At 66.4% G+C, this 13,537-nt stretch carries 21 protein-coding genes; 15 read left to right on the top strand and 6 right to left on the bottom strand.

All coding sequences use genetic code 11. From position 1 onward, the window contains the following. The first annotated feature begins 418 nt into the window (after nucleotides 1–418). A complete protein-coding gene (locus tag M1203_RS08985) occupies nucleotides 419–823 on the top strand; it encodes a hypothetical protein (RefSeq protein ID WP_249949005.1) in 405 nt (134 codons plus the stop codon). Here M1203_RS08985 and M1203_RS08980 read toward each other — a convergent pair. Further along, nucleotides 788–1,623, bottom strand: a protein-coding gene (locus M1203_RS08980) for an IS5 family transposase (RefSeq protein WP_374402490.1) whose coding sequence is annotated in 2 segments (ribosomal slippage) — nucleotides 788–1,278 and nucleotides 1,278–1,623 — 837 coding nt in all. Because the reading frame shifts where the segments join, the coding sequence is not laid out codon by codon here. The two genes, M1203_RS08985 and M1203_RS08980, sit on opposite strands and share 36 nt — an antisense overlap. 105 nt (nucleotides 1,624–1,728) lie before the next feature. On the opposite strand from M1203_RS08980, the gene M1203_RS08975 reads away from it, so the two are divergent. From M1203_RS08975 to M1203_RS08965, 3 genes are read left to right on the top strand one after another with little or no spacing between them, the layout of a single operon-like run. After that, complete coding sequence (locus tag M1203_RS08975) at nucleotides 1,729–1,899, top strand: hypothetical protein (RefSeq protein WP_249949003.1); 171 nt, start codon at nucleotides 1,729–1,731, stop codon at nucleotides 1,897–1,899. After that, the gene (locus M1203_RS08970) at nucleotides 1,896–2,087 is read left to right on the top strand and encodes a holin (RefSeq protein WP_249949002.1); all 192 of its coding nucleotides are present in this window, start codon (nucleotides 1,896–1,898) and stop codon (nucleotides 2,085–2,087) included. Before M1203_RS08975 ends, M1203_RS08970 begins: the two co-directional genes overlap by 4 nt. Nucleotides 2,088–2,140: 53 nt before the next feature. Beyond that, a complete protein-coding gene (locus M1203_RS08965) occupies nucleotides 2,141–2,524 on the top strand; it encodes a hypothetical protein (protein ID WP_249949001.1) in 384 nt (127 codons plus the stop codon). A gap of 207 nt (nucleotides 2,525–2,731) precedes the next feature. Here the strand turns inward: M1203_RS08965 and M1203_RS08960 are convergent, their stop codons facing one another. Further along, entirely contained in the window at nucleotides 2,732–2,935 is a 204-nt protein-coding gene (locus tag M1203_RS08960) for a DUF397 domain-containing protein (protein WP_308404856.1), read from the bottom strand. 39 nt (nucleotides 2,936–2,974) lie between these two features. Beyond that, entirely contained in the window at nucleotides 2,975–3,871 is an 897-nt protein-coding gene (locus M1203_RS08955) for a helix-turn-helix transcriptional regulator (protein WP_249949000.1), read from the bottom strand. A gap of 325 nt (nucleotides 3,872–4,196) precedes the next feature. On the opposite strand from M1203_RS08955, the gene M1203_RS08950 reads away from it, so the two are divergent. Next, on the top strand, nucleotides 4,197–4,667 hold the full coding sequence (locus M1203_RS08950) for a recombinase family protein (RefSeq protein ID WP_249948999.1): 471 nt from the start codon (nucleotides 4,197–4,199) through the stop codon (nucleotides 4,665–4,667). A 32-nt stretch (nucleotides 4,668–4,699) separates the two neighbouring features. On the opposite strand, the gene M1203_RS08945 is transcribed toward M1203_RS08950, so the two are convergent. Further along, a complete protein-coding gene (locus M1203_RS08945; protein ID WP_249948998.1) occupies nucleotides 4,700–5,617 on the bottom strand; it encodes an SUMF1/EgtB/PvdO family nonheme iron enzyme in 918 nt (305 codons plus the stop codon). A gap of 9 nt (nucleotides 5,618–5,626) precedes the next feature. Beyond that, on the bottom strand, nucleotides 5,627–6,409 hold the full coding sequence (locus M1203_RS08940) for an aminotransferase class IV family protein (RefSeq protein ID WP_249948997.1): 783 nt from the start codon (nucleotides 6,407–6,409) through the stop codon (nucleotides 5,627–5,629). A gap of 206 nt (nucleotides 6,410–6,615) precedes the next feature. Here M1203_RS08940 and M1203_RS08935 point away from each other — a divergent pair, with 206 nt between their 5' ends. The 10 genes from M1203_RS08935 to M1203_RS08890 all read left to right on the top strand — a co-directional run bounded on the left by M1203_RS08935 (nucleotide 6,616) and on the right by M1203_RS08890 (nucleotide 12,727). Continuing rightward, a complete protein-coding gene (locus tag M1203_RS08935; protein WP_249948996.1) occupies nucleotides 6,616–7,053 on the top strand; it encodes an ATP-binding protein in 438 nt (145 codons plus the stop codon). Beyond that, entirely contained in the window at nucleotides 7,050–7,535 is a 486-nt protein-coding gene (locus tag M1203_RS08930) for a hypothetical protein (protein WP_249948995.1), read from the top strand. The genes M1203_RS08935 and M1203_RS08930 overlap by 4 nt, the downstream gene beginning before the upstream one ends. A gap of 154 nt (nucleotides 7,536–7,689) precedes the next feature. Then, a complete protein-coding gene (locus M1203_RS08925; RefSeq protein WP_249948994.1) occupies nucleotides 7,690–8,094 on the top strand; it encodes a DUF6415 family natural product biosynthesis protein in 405 nt (134 codons plus the stop codon). A gap of 1 nt (nucleotide 8,095) precedes the next feature. Then, a complete protein-coding gene (locus M1203_RS08920; protein ID WP_249948993.1) occupies nucleotides 8,096–8,542 on the top strand; it encodes a DUF6082 family protein in 447 nt (148 codons plus the stop codon). 350 nt (nucleotides 8,543–8,892) lie between these two features. After that, nucleotides 8,893–9,201: a hypothetical protein gene (locus M1203_RS08915; RefSeq protein ID WP_249948992.1), complete on the top strand. Its 309-nt coding sequence runs from the start codon at nucleotides 8,893–8,895 to the stop codon at nucleotides 9,199–9,201. A gap of 334 nt (nucleotides 9,202–9,535) precedes the next feature. Further along, nucleotides 9,536–9,703 carry an NUDIX hydrolase gene (locus M1203_RS08910; protein ID WP_249949090.1) on the top strand — a complete coding sequence of 56 codons (168 nt, stop codon included), beginning with the start codon at nucleotides 9,536–9,538 and terminating at the stop codon, nucleotides 9,701–9,703. Next, nucleotides 9,642–10,049, top strand: coding sequence for an NUDIX hydrolase (locus M1203_RS08905; protein WP_249949083.1), 408 nt, complete (start codon nucleotides 9,642–9,644; stop codon nucleotides 10,047–10,049). Before M1203_RS08910 ends, M1203_RS08905 begins: the two co-directional genes overlap by 62 nt. Nucleotides 10,050–10,110: 61 nt before the next feature. Next, nucleotides 10,111–11,205: a polyprenyl synthetase family protein gene (locus M1203_RS08900; RefSeq protein WP_249948991.1), complete on the top strand. Its 1,095-nt coding sequence runs from the start codon at nucleotides 10,111–10,113 to the stop codon at nucleotides 11,203–11,205. Further along, nucleotides 11,139–11,894 (top strand): polyprenyl diphosphate synthase, encoded by a 756-nt coding sequence (uppS, locus tag M1203_RS08895; protein ID WP_308404853.1) that lies wholly within the window; start codon nucleotides 11,139–11,141, stop codon nucleotides 11,892–11,894. The genes M1203_RS08900 and uppS overlap by 67 nt, the downstream gene beginning before the upstream one ends. Further along, a complete protein-coding gene (locus M1203_RS08890; RefSeq protein ID WP_249948989.1) occupies nucleotides 11,891–12,727 on the top strand; it encodes a hypothetical protein in 837 nt (278 codons plus the stop codon). The genes uppS and M1203_RS08890 overlap by 4 nt, the downstream gene beginning before the upstream one ends. 6 nt (nucleotides 12,728–12,733) lie before the next feature. Here the strand turns inward: M1203_RS08890 and M1203_RS08885 are convergent, their stop codons facing one another. Then, entirely contained in the window at nucleotides 12,734–13,513 is a 780-nt protein-coding gene (locus M1203_RS08885) for an isoprenyl transferase (RefSeq protein WP_249948988.1), read from the bottom strand. Between the last annotated feature and the right edge of the window lie 24 nt (nucleotides 13,514–13,537).

The following is a 13,537-nucleotide window of genomic DNA, read 5'->3' as shown; positions in this document are numbered from 1 at the left end:
TTCCGGCCACACAAGAGGCACATCAGCTGATTTGCCATAACCGAGGAAGGGGAGCCTGGCAAGCAATTTTCCGGATCCTTGCGCCGAAAATTACGCATTCCTTCTATTTGCTACAGAATGAACACATATGGGCGGCGGGTGACCTCAGCTCTTTCCGGCTGCGGAGAGGCGGAAGTGATCCGCGTTCCCGCCGGGCCTCCTCCGCACTGAAGGAGTGGACCGGGTACGCCCCGACTGATGCCGAACAGCCGACCTGGACAGTTGCAGGGGGCCACTGCGGGCCTTGTGAACGTTCATGGCATCTCGCCCTGATTGACGGATATCCTCTCCCTTCACACTGCTGGTCTTAGAACTCCTAACGGAATGACTCTTTGGGGTCGGTTGCCCGGCGTGAGGTGCTGTCGGGCAGCATGGGGCGATGGACGTTGAGCAACCGCTGCCGCGCGAGGTGAAGGTCATCGATTCGGCCTCGTTGTTCCGGCTGGAGGAGCGGGCGGGTGACCTCGGCCTGAGCCAGCGGTTGGATCCGGCGTGGGTGCGGGCGAATGCGGCGCCCGGCGGCACCCACTATCTGTGGCCGGCCTTGTGGCACACCCTGTCCCACTGCCCGGACGTTCCCGATCACGTGCGGTGGGAACTGCTGATCACCCTGCGTACGGGAGACCAGGTGGTGAGCTGGCTGGACGTGATCCCCGACGACTTCACCCCGCTGCCTAAGGTGACCTCGCGCGAAGAGGGAATGCAGGTCAGGCGGCTCCTTGACCAAGCTGCTTCGGTCCGGGAATGGCTACTGCGAGAGGGCGAGGGACCGGGTCGGCTCTGACAGGCGTCGCCAGCAGATGAGCGCGCATCCCATGGTGAGGAAGGCTTCGTGGATGTCGTTGCGGATCTCCCAGCGGATACGCAGACGGCGGAACCAGTGCAGATGGGCGAAAGCACGCTCGACAACCCAGCGCTGAGTGCCCAGTCCGGATCCGTGTTCGCTTCCGCGTCGCGCGACCAGCGGTTTCACTCCCAGCCCCCAGACCAGGCGGCGATACTTGTCGTGGTCGTACCCGCGGTCAGCGAGAACGACATCGGGGCGCCGCCGGGGACGGCCGCGTTTGCCCCGCACGGGCGGCACCGCTTCCAGGAGCGGGATGAGCTGGGTAACGTCGTTGCGGTTCCCACCGGTCAGCGTGACGGCGAGTGGGATGCCGGTGGCGTCGGTGATCAGGTGTTGTTTGCTGCCCGTCCTGCCCCGGTCAACGGGGCTTCGTCCCGTCTTGGAGCCCCTTTTAACGCCCGGATGTGGGAGCCGTCGACCGCAGCCCGGGAGAAGTCCAGCAGGTTCGCCCTGCGGAGTTCGGCCAGAAGGACCTCGTGGAGCCGCGGCCAGACGCCGGCCTCAGTCCACTCGGCCAGGCGGCGCCAGCACGTCATGCCCGAGCCGAAACCGAGCTCCTGCGGCAGGTGTTCCCAGGCAATCCCGGTGTGCAGCACGAACAGAATGCCCTGGAACACCAGCTGGTCCGGATGCCGCTTGCGCCCGGGATAGCGAGTGCGGCGCTCAACCTTCGGCAACAGCGGTTCAATCACCGCCCACAGCCCGTCCTCAACATGCCACGGCTTCGGCCGAGCCACTCCACACTCCCGGATCGTCACTCCCGAAGCGATCCAACCACCTCGAAGATCATTCCGTTAGGAGTTCTTAGGCCGGGCGTCTCGCGTGGGAAGAGAAGGGCCCCCGTGGCTAAGAAGCAGTTCACCCTCAACACGGCTCCACACGAGGCGGAGATCGGCGACACCACGTTCGTGTTCCAGGCAGAAGTGCTGGGCGACGAGTTCCTGGACCGCTACGAACAGTTCCAGGAGGCGAACCGTCGGCTGGACATCGACCTAGATAGGGCCCGACCATGAGCATGCACGCCCCCGTGGAGCGCAAGGTCAGCTTTGCGACCGCCGCGGCCTACCTCAGTTCCACGGGGATCCTCGGCATCCTCGCGGCCGTCCAGGACGACGCCCAACTGCTGGCGTGGATGCCTGACTCCATCAGCCCGTTCGCCCTGGCCCTCGTGCCCACGGCCATGACGTTCTGGGCCGGGTAGAGATCCAGTCACACCCCACGGGGCACCGATGTCCCGGACGACGAGGGGTGAGTGTGGAAGGAACAGGAATCGAGTCGCTGGACGTGGCCCTGGTGTGGGGCGGTGCCATCACCGTCCTGTCTGGTGTCGGTTTCGTGCTGTGGCGTGCTCTTCAGGGCGCGCTGCGCCTCGCTGGCAGGGTCGAACAGTTCATGGACGACTGGGCCGGTGCACCGGACCGGCTCGGTGTCCCCGGGAGCCCGGGGGTCATGGAACGCGTCGCCGGGATCGAGGACCGGCTTACGGCCGTCGAGCATGAGATGTATCCCAACAGCGGCGCCAGCCTGCGCGATGCCGTGGACCTGGCGAACCATCGGCTGGCACTGCTGTGTCCGGACCTCCCGGACGAGGACAAGGCCGGCGCCCCGGATCCGCCCCCGATGTCCGCTTCCTCGTGACCGAGTGCCCGACCCCAAGACTCCGGGGCGGGCACTCTGCGTCGCACGGTCAAGGCGGGGTGAGCGTGCCTTCGCTCTCGCCCGTCGGCCTTCCGGCTGTCGATCACGCGGGGTACGCTCCACTAACCCATGGGCACGGCTGTATGAGAGTGGCCCGGTTCCCCCGGATATGGGCTGGGGGAGCCGGGCCATTCCTCATGGTGGTGGTCAGGACGGGTTGAACGTGCCTCGCCCCGCGTTCCCGGCGAAGCTGGTGAACGCTTCGCGGGTGAACAGCAAGGCGGGCCCGTTGGGGTACTTCGAGTCGCGAACGGCGATGCTGGAGTGCGTCTCGATTACGTTCGCGACCTCGATGCAGTTGTTGCCAGTGCCGTCGCTGTACGACGACTTGAACCATGCGCTCTCGGGGATGATCGGCCGGCAGGCCGCTGTGTCATTTTTGATGGCCCTTTATCCTTTTGTGAGGTCCTGCAGGAACTCGATGGTTTCTTCAACCCCTAGGGCTACGCCGACCATCGCATCGAACCGGCGTGTGAACCGGTCCACTTCTCGGGGCTTATCTGATGTGGAGACAGCCCCCCACGCATTATCGGTCTGTACGCGGGCGGGCAGATCGCCGAGATTCAGGATGGTGAAGTCGTTGTTCGACCGGTAGCCACGCCGGTTGGGCAGGAGCTGGATTGAGACATGGTCCCCTTGAGTCAGCTTGATGATCTCCTGGTACTGCTCCCGCATCACGTCCTCATCGCCGTATGGGATGCGGAGCGCTGTCTCGCCGAGGATGACTCTGACCCGGGCGGGATCGCGGCCCTCAGGGCGGAAGACCCTGTTCTTCCTCAGCATACGAAGCTCAAGATTGCGCTTCACAGAGTCTGCTGTGGTGTCCTCGACCGGGCGATGGCACTCCAAGAGTGCCTTGGCGTAGCGCTCCGTCTGTAGCAGGCCGTACACCAGTGTCGGGTGGTACGCGGTGATGGCCACGGCCTCCGCTTCGAGGCCGACGAAGTGAGGCATGCCCGTCGGCATGACGCTGCGGTACTGGGTCAGCCAGTCTTCTCCCGGCGAATCGCGATTCAACTCGACGAACTGTGCGACGAGTTCGGGATCGTGGACGCCGTATCGCTTCAGGAGCGTGCGCAGGTTGCCCACGTTGCGCCGGAAGTTTATCTCTCCGTTCTCGATGCGGGACAGCGTTGCCTCGGAGAGATCCTTGAGGCCGCGGACTGCTTCCCTCCGGGTCATGCCCTTGACTCTGTCCGGCTCGACTGGCGGACAGTTCTCGCGTAGCTGCCTCATCTGGATGCCGAGTTCCAGTCGCCGACCAGTAGCCCCAAGCTTCGCTGCCACCTGCGCGCCCTCTCTAAGTCGTCGTGCACGCGGACCATAGCTCCGTGCAGAGTGTCGCACTCTCTGAGCATGCAGCGCAGCCCCCTGTGCACGTTGCCGCATAGTCCACTTTGGAGTCTCGCTGAATTTTCATTGGCGACCCTGTTGCAGACCTACCTGACTACCCGCCACGGTAGGTCAGCAGGAAGTCGTGAGGGACCGCGTTGCCGTACTTGAGGTGCGAATCTCGCCTCTGGAGGCCCTGTCTCTCCCCACCCCGATGAAGCCGAGGCCAAGGATGCGTCAGAGCGTCACTGCCCGCCACGAAGGACTCCACTGGACGGACGTGGAGCTGCAGCACGAAGCCAGGTTGTACCCGGACAAAGTCCGAATCGAGTCCGAACCCCACACACGGCTCGCTGCATTACGGCGCGACAACCTTGAACAAGTGATTGCCCGGCTTCGAGTCCAGGGCCGGGTACCACGGGTCTGCCGGTACGCGCTGTCCGTCGGCGGCCACTGGCCGTCCAACTCCCTCGACGCGGCGGCCGCCTTCGCGGTGCTCAATTCCTGGAAGGTCGGCGGCGAGAAGAAGACCTTTACCGACCACCACGGTTCGCCCGACCCCGAGCTGCGCGCGGGCTGGTGCGAGGTGCGGAACCAGATCCGCGCGGGATACGCCGACGGCGTGGTGGTGACCACCACCAGCGTGATCAGCAGAAACGCCGACGAGTACGAGCGGCAACTTCACTGGTTCCACATGCACTGCGCATTCGTCGCAGTGATCGCCCCGACGGCTTATACGGGGCGGCTATGACAGCCCCGGCGTACGGCTGCGGGAATAGCACTCTACGGCTCGCTCACGCAACGGAAGCCGGTGTCGTTGTCCAGCATGGTCGCGCTCGCCGCGTTGCGAAGCGACGGCGTGGAGCGCTCGAAGGGGCTGGTGAACGCCGAGCCCTTCAGCTCGTACCGGCCATTACCGGGTCCTTCCTCGGTGGAGCACCATTCCCAGACGTTGCCGCACATGTCGAAAGCGCCGCATGGGCTGACGCCGGATTGGTAGCGGGCGACGGGTGTTGTCGCGTCTATGCCGGTCTCGGCGACGTTGCACTTGGCGGCTGTGGGCTCGTTGCCCCATGGGTAGCGGCGGCCCTTCGAGCCTCGGGCGGCTTTCTCCCACTGCCGGGCCGTGGGCAGCGCTTTGTCGGCCCAGCGGGCGTACGCGGATGCGTCGTGCCACGTCACCCACACCACCGGATGAGTGGCCAGGCTGACGGGGAAGCGGCCGGCGGGCCAGTGCTGCGGGGGTCGGCGCCTGGTGGCGGCGATGAACTTTCCGTAGTCCTCGTTGGTCGTCGGGTAGACGTCGATGAGGAAGCTGTCCAGCCACACCGAACGGTTGTCGGCGCCGGACAGGTAGATACCCTCCTCGACGGAGGTCATCAGCTTTCCGTCGACGGAATGCCTGATGATGCGGGAGTCACGGCGCAGCAGTTCTTCGGCGCGTTCGTCGTGCTCGGCGGCGGCCCGTTCGGTGAGAAGGGCCACGAACCGCTGCTGTACGTGGTGATCCGCCTGTGCGAGGAGGGTGTCGAGGGCCGCCTGGTTGACGAGACTGAGTTCCAGGGTCTCGCCGCGGCCCTCCCACCGGGGGATCTGACGCTGGTTCACGCCGACCAGTTCGGCGAACGCCTTGCCGGTCTTGCGCATCGCCTTGCGCAGCAGGCGAGCCTCATGGCCGGTCCATCTGGTCACCCCCGTCATGGTCCCGCTCTACAGGGTTTCGCCGGGGATCGAGAGGTAGGTCTCCCGAAGCTGGCTGAGGACGGGGTGCTCGTCGGGAAGTTCGGTGTCATCGATCGCCGTGATGGCGCGGACGCCGATGCTCGTGTTCGTCGCGAACGCGGCCGTCATACCCTTCGCCTGCTCCACAGTAACGGTGGCGACCCGGTGCCCGGCGTGCTGCTGGAGCAGCGCCATGGTCACGCCGGGGAGTACTGCGGCCTGCGGCCACACCACGGTGCCGCTCTCGTCTACGAAGCCGACGTTCCAGGTGCCGCCCTCGGATACGTGCCCGTCGCGGCCGACGAACAGGGCGTCGTCGAATCCGGCGAACTGCGCGGCGCGTCGGGCGTGCAGAGCGCCGAAGAGTCCGACGTGCTTGACCTCGGGAAGGTCGCGCTCGTACGGGACACTCATGGCCCGCAGCGGTTCCGGGGGCATCGCGCCGGCACCGCGCACGGAGACCATGACATGCGGCTCGTCGGCGTTCGCCGGGTGCCCCATCTCGACCTTGGGGTCGTAGACGGTGACGCGGACGACGCACGGAGCACTCTGACCGTCCAGGCCCTGGCGGACGTATTCGCGGATACGCCCCGTATCCAGGTCGGCGCCCCACACTGCTTTGCAGTCCTTCACGAGGCGTTCCATGTGCAGTGCGAGGCCGCGGATGCTGCCGTCGGCATCGACCCGCATGGATGTGAAGTGGCCCAGGTTCGTCAGGGCCAGCGGGAGCAAGTCGTCTGCGGATACGGGCTTTCCATTGAGTGTCGCCATGCGGCCCAGCATGTCAGGACGGGCGTCCGCGGCGGCACCCCAAACGTAGTTACTGACGGGTTAACGTCATCAGCACGTCATTCCCAAGGCTTCACGGTGCGGTGTTCGCTGGTCACCGTACGGACACGCTTGGTGACCACTGAGATGAGGCGTGCCATGCAGCACCCCCACGCCGCGCACCGCTCCGCCCACCTGGGAGGCTCCCGATGACCCCCGCCACAGCCGTCGCGCCGGTCGCTGTCGAAGTGCGGTCCCCGGACTCTCGCGGTTTCGCGGTGGCGTTCACTCCGGACAGGCTCCATGTCGCCCGCATGCGGCGTATCACTGTGGCCCACCTGCGGCTGTGGAAGGTATCCGGCACGCTGAGCGAGAACATCGTGCTCGCCGTCTCCGAGCTGGTCAGCAATGCCATCCAGCACGGCCGCGGACACGTTGGGCTGGAAATCCGGTGCACCCTGGACGAACTGCGCATCAACGTCACCGACGGCAACCCGACCCCGGCAGCCCTGCGCTGTGCGGGCCCTGTGGACGAGACGGGCCGAGGTCTGTTCCTCGTCGCCGTCTTCGCACAGGACTGGGGAGTCAGCGACGACGGCATGACGACGTGGTGCACCTTCCGCCTCCCCGCAGGGAGGACGTGGTGATCGCCGTGGACTACGCCACTACCCCGCTGAGCGGTTCGTATTCCACCCAGGACGAGACGATGCGCCGGCTCGTACTCTCGCTGTCCCGCTCCCTGGCAGACGAGGGGATCAGCGACGACCTGGTCGACGTCCTGGAGGGCATCCTCGGCGAGCAGACCGCCACCGCGCCAGCGGGCCGCAGCTACAAGACGGACGACCTCTTGGTCCGTCTCGGCCTCCCGCTGCCCCGCCGGAAGCCGCAGGTTTTCACCCCTTCCCTGAGTGAGGAGGAAGTCGCGCGGATCGGCGACAGGTTCCGCAGGGCGATCGCCCAGCTCACGCACGTCGTGCCGCACCGCGTCTCGACGTACCCCACTGAGGAACTGCGGCTCCTGCTCGCCCTGCGCGACGAACGCCCAGAACCGGGCGCAGCCCTCGCACACCTGCGCCGGGTTGCCCTCGCCATCCTCAACCTCCTTGACCTGATGGGAGACGACGAGTGATGCGCTCTCCCACCACAGACGTCGGGCCTTCCCTGAGAAATGGCTCTCCACGGCAGCAGTCCCGACCCGCCCGGCGCCGAGATAACGAGGCTCTACACGCTCTGGGGGCCGTCGCGCCTCGGCGCCGGGCAACCACCTCGGAGCAGGTGATCGCATGGCTGCTCTGACCCGCGATGTCCCCGACAAGGTCGAGATCCTTCCGCTCGTCGAGACGGCGCTCGGCTGGGACCTGCAATCCCAGAGCCTTCCCGAACTCGGCGAAGCCCTCGACCTGGTCACACAGTTCACCGTGTACGGACGAGTCGTCGCAGATGACCTGCGCACTCTGTGCTTCAGCATCCCCGCCGATTCGGACGCCGGCCGTACCGCACAGGCCGCGCTGAGCGAATCAACTCGACGGCCTCACCTGCCGCCCCCGACTGCTACCCAGCCAGCCGCTGCGCAACGAGCGCAGCACCTCGCCCGCCTCATCAAGGCCCTGGTCCGCGCAACCGGTCAGGTCAACGAGGCCCAGGCCGAGGGCCCGAAACCACAACACACCACTACGAAAGGCACCTGAGATGAAGATCGCGCACGCTGTTCTCGTCGTCGCTGCGGTCGGAGCCGTACGGCTCGCGCAGGCCGAGAGGAACACCCAACGCCGCCTCGCGCTGCACGCGGAAGAGATGCACCAGAAGTGGATCTCCGATATGGCGGACGACCCTCAGCTGCAAGCAATCTGGACGGTCTCCGATAATGGAGTGTCGACGGAGGAGTACACGAACCTCCTGCACGTCAACCGGCAGATGTCCTTCTTGTCTGCGAAGTTCCGCGCGGGGCTGCTCACAAAGCGCTCGCTGAGGGTCCAGGCGCGGTGGCTGATGGACCGCGACGCCGCCCGGAGCTACTGGCAGAGGTTCGGCGCCTTCCGCAGGGACGAGGCGGCGGACCGCATCGACCGCACCTTCAACGCGATCATGGCCGACGAGTACGCCGTCCTCGCGGACAAGGAAACGGCCGGCGTCTGACCTCCCTCCCGCACCCACGGACTGGGGTCTCCTACCGGTCGCGATGACCGCCGTGCCTGCCACGGGCATCCCGCGACCACGCCATTGAAGGGGAGACGGCGCCTGACCGCGCCCCGGCCGCGCTCTGTGGGGGAGCCTCGGCCGGCCCGCTCAACCGCCCGTCCGCCGATCGGTTCGCGACGGTACTGAATGGCGGGCGGGTGCACAGCCCGGCAACCGGACCTGGAACAAGGCCCGGTGCCGGAGAAGCGCGTGGGGAAGAGCCCCTTCCACCAGCTCTTCCCCATGCGCTACCCCCTGGCAACCTCCGTGTCCTCCCGTCACAACAAACGAGAGAGAGTCAACTGACCATGCCTGACTTTTGGGCGCTGCGCCGCATCCGCAATTACCGCTCCCGCAAGAAGTACGAGCCGTACACCCTCATCAACAACCTCGTCGACGGCAACGGTGGTGGTGAGGCGAAGCAGCAAGGCACCCGGTCGTCCTTGGAGATCTCGGTCCTGAGCTTTCGGGCGCAGTCCGACGGCAAGACCGGCTTCGCCGCGTTCAAGGCCATGTGCCGAGAGCACCCCGTATTGGTGCACGGCCTCTACACCTACCTCAGCGTCTCAAGTCTGCTCCTCGTTCTGATCGTCGCCACCACGCTTCAAGGCCGGTGACGGTCACATGTGGTTGCACCGGCCATCGTGGATACGCCCTCGGCAGGAACCCCTCAGTACCTACGAGCGCAACGTGCAACGAATCCTCAACCCTCCACCCCCCACGCTGCGCGACCGCCTCGACCGAGTCCTGACCAGAGCGGAAGACTTCTGGTGCCGTCACGTCACGCAGCGCGAACTCTTCCGGCAGTTCGACGCCATGCGAGACGCCTTGAACCGGGCCATACCGTCCGACGGATCGGTTGGCTCCGACCGGGACACCGGCCGGGCTCATCTCCGCCCCCGACGTCAACCCCCGTGGTTCCCCGCATCTTTGCCGAAAGAGGAACTGCCCATGCCTCACAGCGACGACTACTTCCGCAACCCTCCGCCGCGCCGGAGGGGCGTGCTGGCACTCATCCGAGACCAGGACGACCGCGTGCTCGTGGTCGAGAAGGTCTATCGGAAGGCGCAAGGCTCCACTCGCCCCTGGGATCTGCCCGGGGGGGGCAGTCGGCGCTGACGAGCTGCCGCGCGATGCTTGGAGGCGCGAAGTCGGCGAGGAAACGGGGCAGGATCTTCGCGCCGGGCGTCTCGTGGCCCTCGACTACGTCCCAGCGACGCAGACCAGCGCCGAGGGCGACAACCGCGTCTATGACGGTGGACTCGTCACCGGTGAGACGCCGATTGCCCTTCTGCCGGACGAGCTGTCCGCATACCGGTTCGTCCCTCGTGAGCAGCTGCATGAGTACCTGACCGCGCACGGCGTGCGCCGCGCGCACGCCGTGCTGGACGCGGTGGCCAATGGCACTACCGCAGACCTGGTCTGTGGACGTCCGGCCGATTTATCCACCGACACACCGCAATGACAGCCGCTGCAACGCAGCCCCTTGTAGGGACGGTGGCCACCACGCAGAGCTATGAGAGGAAATGCACACCGTGAATCTCGACCTTGCTACAGAGGAGATGCAGCAGCGCATCTCAGGCCATCAGGTCCGGTTCGAGACGGTCTTCCAGGACTACTTCCGCTCCCTGATCGAGACTTTCGACGCGCCCGAGCTCAGCCGTTTCACACCGCGCTGTTTACGCCTCGTCGAGGAGCTGTCTCTGCGTGGAGGCAAGCGCCAGCGGGTCGCCTTCCTGCACGAGGCGGCGAACCTGGCCGGTACCCGGGATATGGACGCCGAGGATGTCGCGGCGCTCAGCATTGAGCTGTTGCAGACGCACCTCCTGATCCATGACGACATCATCGATGACGCGCCGCTGCGCCGGGGCGGGCCGTCCACTTTCTACGAGTATCGAGCGGATTTCCCCGAGCATCCTCAGCACGCCCTCGGTCTGGCTCTGCTGGCCGGTGATCTCGCGGCGTTCCTGGCGATCCGGGTGATCCTGGATTCCGGCCTTGCTGCCGAGTTGGTGTGGGCGATGCTGTCGGCGCAAGTCACCGCGGGCATCGGTACGTTCACCGGCCAGATCTTCGATCTGGAGCGGGACTTCAACGGACTGCCCAGCATGGATTTGCTGCACTCAGTCTCCGACTACAAGGCCGGCCGCTCGTCTGCCCTCGCTCCGCTGCAACTCGGCCTGCTCACCGCGGGTGAGGATCCGGCGGATCACGACGCGACGCTGCGCCGGTACGCCTGGGCGTTCGGGGTCTCAGGCCAGATGTGTGACGACTATCTGTCGCTGTTCGGGGACGGGGCGGTGACCGGCAAGCCGACCAGCGCAGACGTGGTCGACGGCCGGTTCACGTACGCCATCAGGAAGACCGTGGTGTCCGCGAGCAACGCGGAGAAGGCGTTCCTAGAGGTCGTGCTCGCCAAGGAGGAGGCCAGCGAGGTCGACGTGGACACAGTCCGCGAGATCGCGCTGACCAACAAGGTCGACCGGCTGCTCAGGGACGAGATGCACCGGTACGCAGAGATGGCCAGTACGGAGGCCGCGACCTGGCGCGGGCAGTGGAACGAGGAGAGCGTGCGGTTCTTCGAGCTGGTCCCGGTGTGGGGTGTGGAGCGGGCGCTGTGAGTGCTGCTCCGGAGCACGTGGGGATCGTCCTCGACGGGAACCGGCGATGGGCATCGGCTCACGGCCTGTGCCCGTCCGACGGGCACCGTGCGGGGTTCGGACGGATTCCCGATGTTCTCGGCTGGTGCGAGGACGCTGGGATCAGGTACGTCACCCTGTGGATGCTCTCCACGGAGAACCTTCGCCGCGATCCCGCCGAGGTGAGGGTCCTCATGGACGTCATCACGGCCACCGCGCTCCACCTGGCCTGGACCCGGCGGTGGGCAATCCGCCATCTCGGGGAGGCCGACAGGCTGCCTGCGACTGTCAGTTCGGCATTGCACCACGCGGAGCAGAGCACCACCGGTCTGCCCGCCGGTCTGACCGCGAACCTTGCGGTCGCCTACGGGGGCCGCACCGAGATCGCCAGCGCGGTACGAGCTGTTCTGAATCGATGGGTCCGTGACGGGATTTCAGCGTCCGACGCTGCGGATCGTCTGACCGTTCAAGATCTCGACGTGGCGATACGCGGCGGACAGCCCGCCCCCGCACTGATCATCCGTACCTCCGGGGAGCAGCGCAGCTCCGGATTCCTGCTGTGGACCGGTGTTGAGGCACATCACTGGTTTACCCCCACGTACTGGCCAGCGTTCACCCGCAACGACCTCGACCAGGCCCTGACCCAATACCGAAAGGCACGACACCCATGACCGGCGGCCTCATCATCTCTTTCCTCGGCATGGACGGGGTGGGCAAGTCCACCATCGCCCGCGCGCTGCACCATCGCCTGCGTGCCGACGGGCACCGGGTGCGCCTCCTGTCCCGCCGGGACTACCTGCTCAGCCAGCCGGAAGGGGCGACAGGCGATGCCCACCGGGCGCTGTACGACGCTTCCCTGCGCAGCCTCTATTCCTTCGCCACGACGACTGACGGCGCCTGTCTGGGAGAGGTGTTCCCCGGCCCGGCCGGGGACCTGCGGAACGAGGTGCTGGAGAAGACCTTGAACACCGCGGCGATTGGCACGAACGACCCGCGGACCCTGACAGCGGCTGCCCTGTGCGAGATCGCCGGCGCTCTGGCGTACCGGGTCAGCATTGTCGAACCGGAGCTCGCGCGCGGAACAGTGGTCCTCGAGGAGACTGACCCCTTCAAGATGATCGCCAAGCTCTGTCTGTTCGCCCAGCACTCCTTACAGGAGGAGGACCCGGCGCACCAGGCGGCGGTCGCCGTGCTGCGCTCGGCCACCACGGTGCTGCGACCGGCGGCCGGGCACGTCCCTGTTCTCGTACGCTGCGATCCGCACCGGGCGTACGAGCGGCGCATGAAGCAGCGGGGCGCCCTGGGCGCGTTGGAGCACTACGGGCCGGTGGGCGGCGGCACCGGTCGTGCCGCGTACATCGATCTCCAGGCCCGGTCCCAGGACGCCTTCGACGCTCTGGCGGATGACTGGGGGTGCGTGGTCGTGCCTGCGAGCACGGGCAAGCAGTCCGCGGTCGCGTCGGCTGTCGGGGCGATCCTCGCCGACGCGAGGATCGCCCGCTGACATGGGTTACTTGCCGTACCGACGGTCGCGCTTGGCGTACGAGCGCAGGGCTCGCAGGAAGTCGACCCTGCGGAACGCGGGCCAGAAGGTCTCGACCCAGTGGACCTCGGCATACGCGGACTGCCACAGCAGGAATCCGGAGAGACGCTGTTCGCCCGAGGTGCGGATGATGAAGTCCGTACGGTCGCGGCCGGTCGTCGAGTACAGGTGCTGCGAGATGTGCTCGATGTCGAAGTTCTCGATGAGCGTGGCGGGATCGCCTCCAGCCGCGATGTGGGCTTCGAAGGCAGACTTCACCGCGTCCACGATCTCGCGGCGTCCCCCGTATCCCACCGCGACGTCGACCCTGAGCCCACCACGCCCGGCCGTCTGGCCTGCCGCGGTTTTCAGGGCGGCGGCGCTGTCGCCGGGCAGAAGGTCCAGTGACCCTATGACGGCCACCTCCCACGGGTGCTCCGGTTTGCAGATGTCCTGGACGGTCTCCTGGATGATCCCAATCAGGGGCCCGAGCTGCTGCGGGGGCCGGTCGAGGTTGTCGTCGGACAGCATCCACAGCGTCACGTGCTCGATCCGGGCGGCGACACACCAGCGCAGGAATTCCGCGACCTTCGCGCCGCCGACCCGGTATCCCTCACGCGGGTCGTCGTGGCCGGCTTCACGGGCCCAACGGCGGTTCCCGTCGAGCATGATCCCGACGTGCTCCGGGCGGGGCAGCCCTTCGAGCTTCCGCGCCAGACGCCGTGCATATAAGGCTTCCAGTGCGGTGCGAATTGCCTTTGTCGCCATCACCTCTCCAAGTGCTCACACTGA

It is taken from the genome of Streptomyces sp. 35G-GA-8 (genome assembly GCF_023534745.1).
In the GTDB taxonomy this organism is placed as follows: domain Bacteria; phylum Actinomycetota; class Actinomycetes; order Streptomycetales; family Streptomycetaceae; genus Streptomyces.
This window is presented reverse-complemented; position numbering and strand designations above follow the sequence as displayed.

Excerpts from the sequence above, each read along its gene's own strand:
- M1203_RS08985 (WP_249949005.1), top strand. The coding sequence starts at position 419 with ATGGACGTTGAGCAACCGCTGCCGCGCGAGGTGAAGGTCATCGATTCG.
- M1203_RS08970 (WP_249949002.1), top strand. The coding sequence starts at position 1,896 with ATGAGCATGCACGCCCCCGTGGAGCGCAAGGTCAGCTTTGCGACCGCC.
- M1203_RS08945 (WP_249948998.1), bottom strand. The coding sequence starts at position 5,617 with ATGACGGGGGTGACCAGATGGACCGGCCATGAGGCTCGCCTGCTGCGC.
- M1203_RS08940 (WP_249948997.1), bottom strand. The coding sequence starts at position 6,409 with ATGGCGACACTCAATGGAAAGCCCGTATCCGCAGACGACTTGCTCCCG.
- M1203_RS08935 (WP_249948996.1), top strand. The coding sequence starts at position 6,616 with ATGACCCCCGCCACAGCCGTCGCGCCGGTCGCTGTCGAAGTGCGGTCC.
- M1203_RS08925 (WP_249948994.1), top strand. The coding sequence starts at position 7,690 with ATGGCTGCTCTGACCCGCGATGTCCCCGACAAGGTCGAGATCCTTCCG.
- M1203_RS08920 (WP_249948993.1), top strand. The coding sequence starts at position 8,096 with ATGAAGATCGCGCACGCTGTTCTCGTCGTCGCTGCGGTCGGAGCCGTA.
- M1203_RS08915 (WP_249948992.1), top strand. The coding sequence starts at position 8,893 with ATGCCTGACTTTTGGGCGCTGCGCCGCATCCGCAATTACCGCTCCCGC.
- M1203_RS08910 (WP_249949090.1), top strand. The coding sequence starts at position 9,536 with ATGCCTCACAGCGACGACTACTTCCGCAACCCTCCGCCGCGCCGGAGG.
- M1203_RS08900 (WP_249948991.1), top strand. The coding sequence starts at position 10,111 with ATGCACACCGTGAATCTCGACCTTGCTACAGAGGAGATGCAGCAGCGC.
- M1203_RS08890 (WP_249948989.1), top strand. The coding sequence starts at position 11,891 with ATGACCGGCGGCCTCATCATCTCTTTCCTCGGCATGGACGGGGTGGGC.
- M1203_RS08885 (WP_249948988.1), bottom strand. The coding sequence starts at position 13,513 with ATGGCGACAAAGGCAATTCGCACCGCACTGGAAGCCTTATATGCACGG.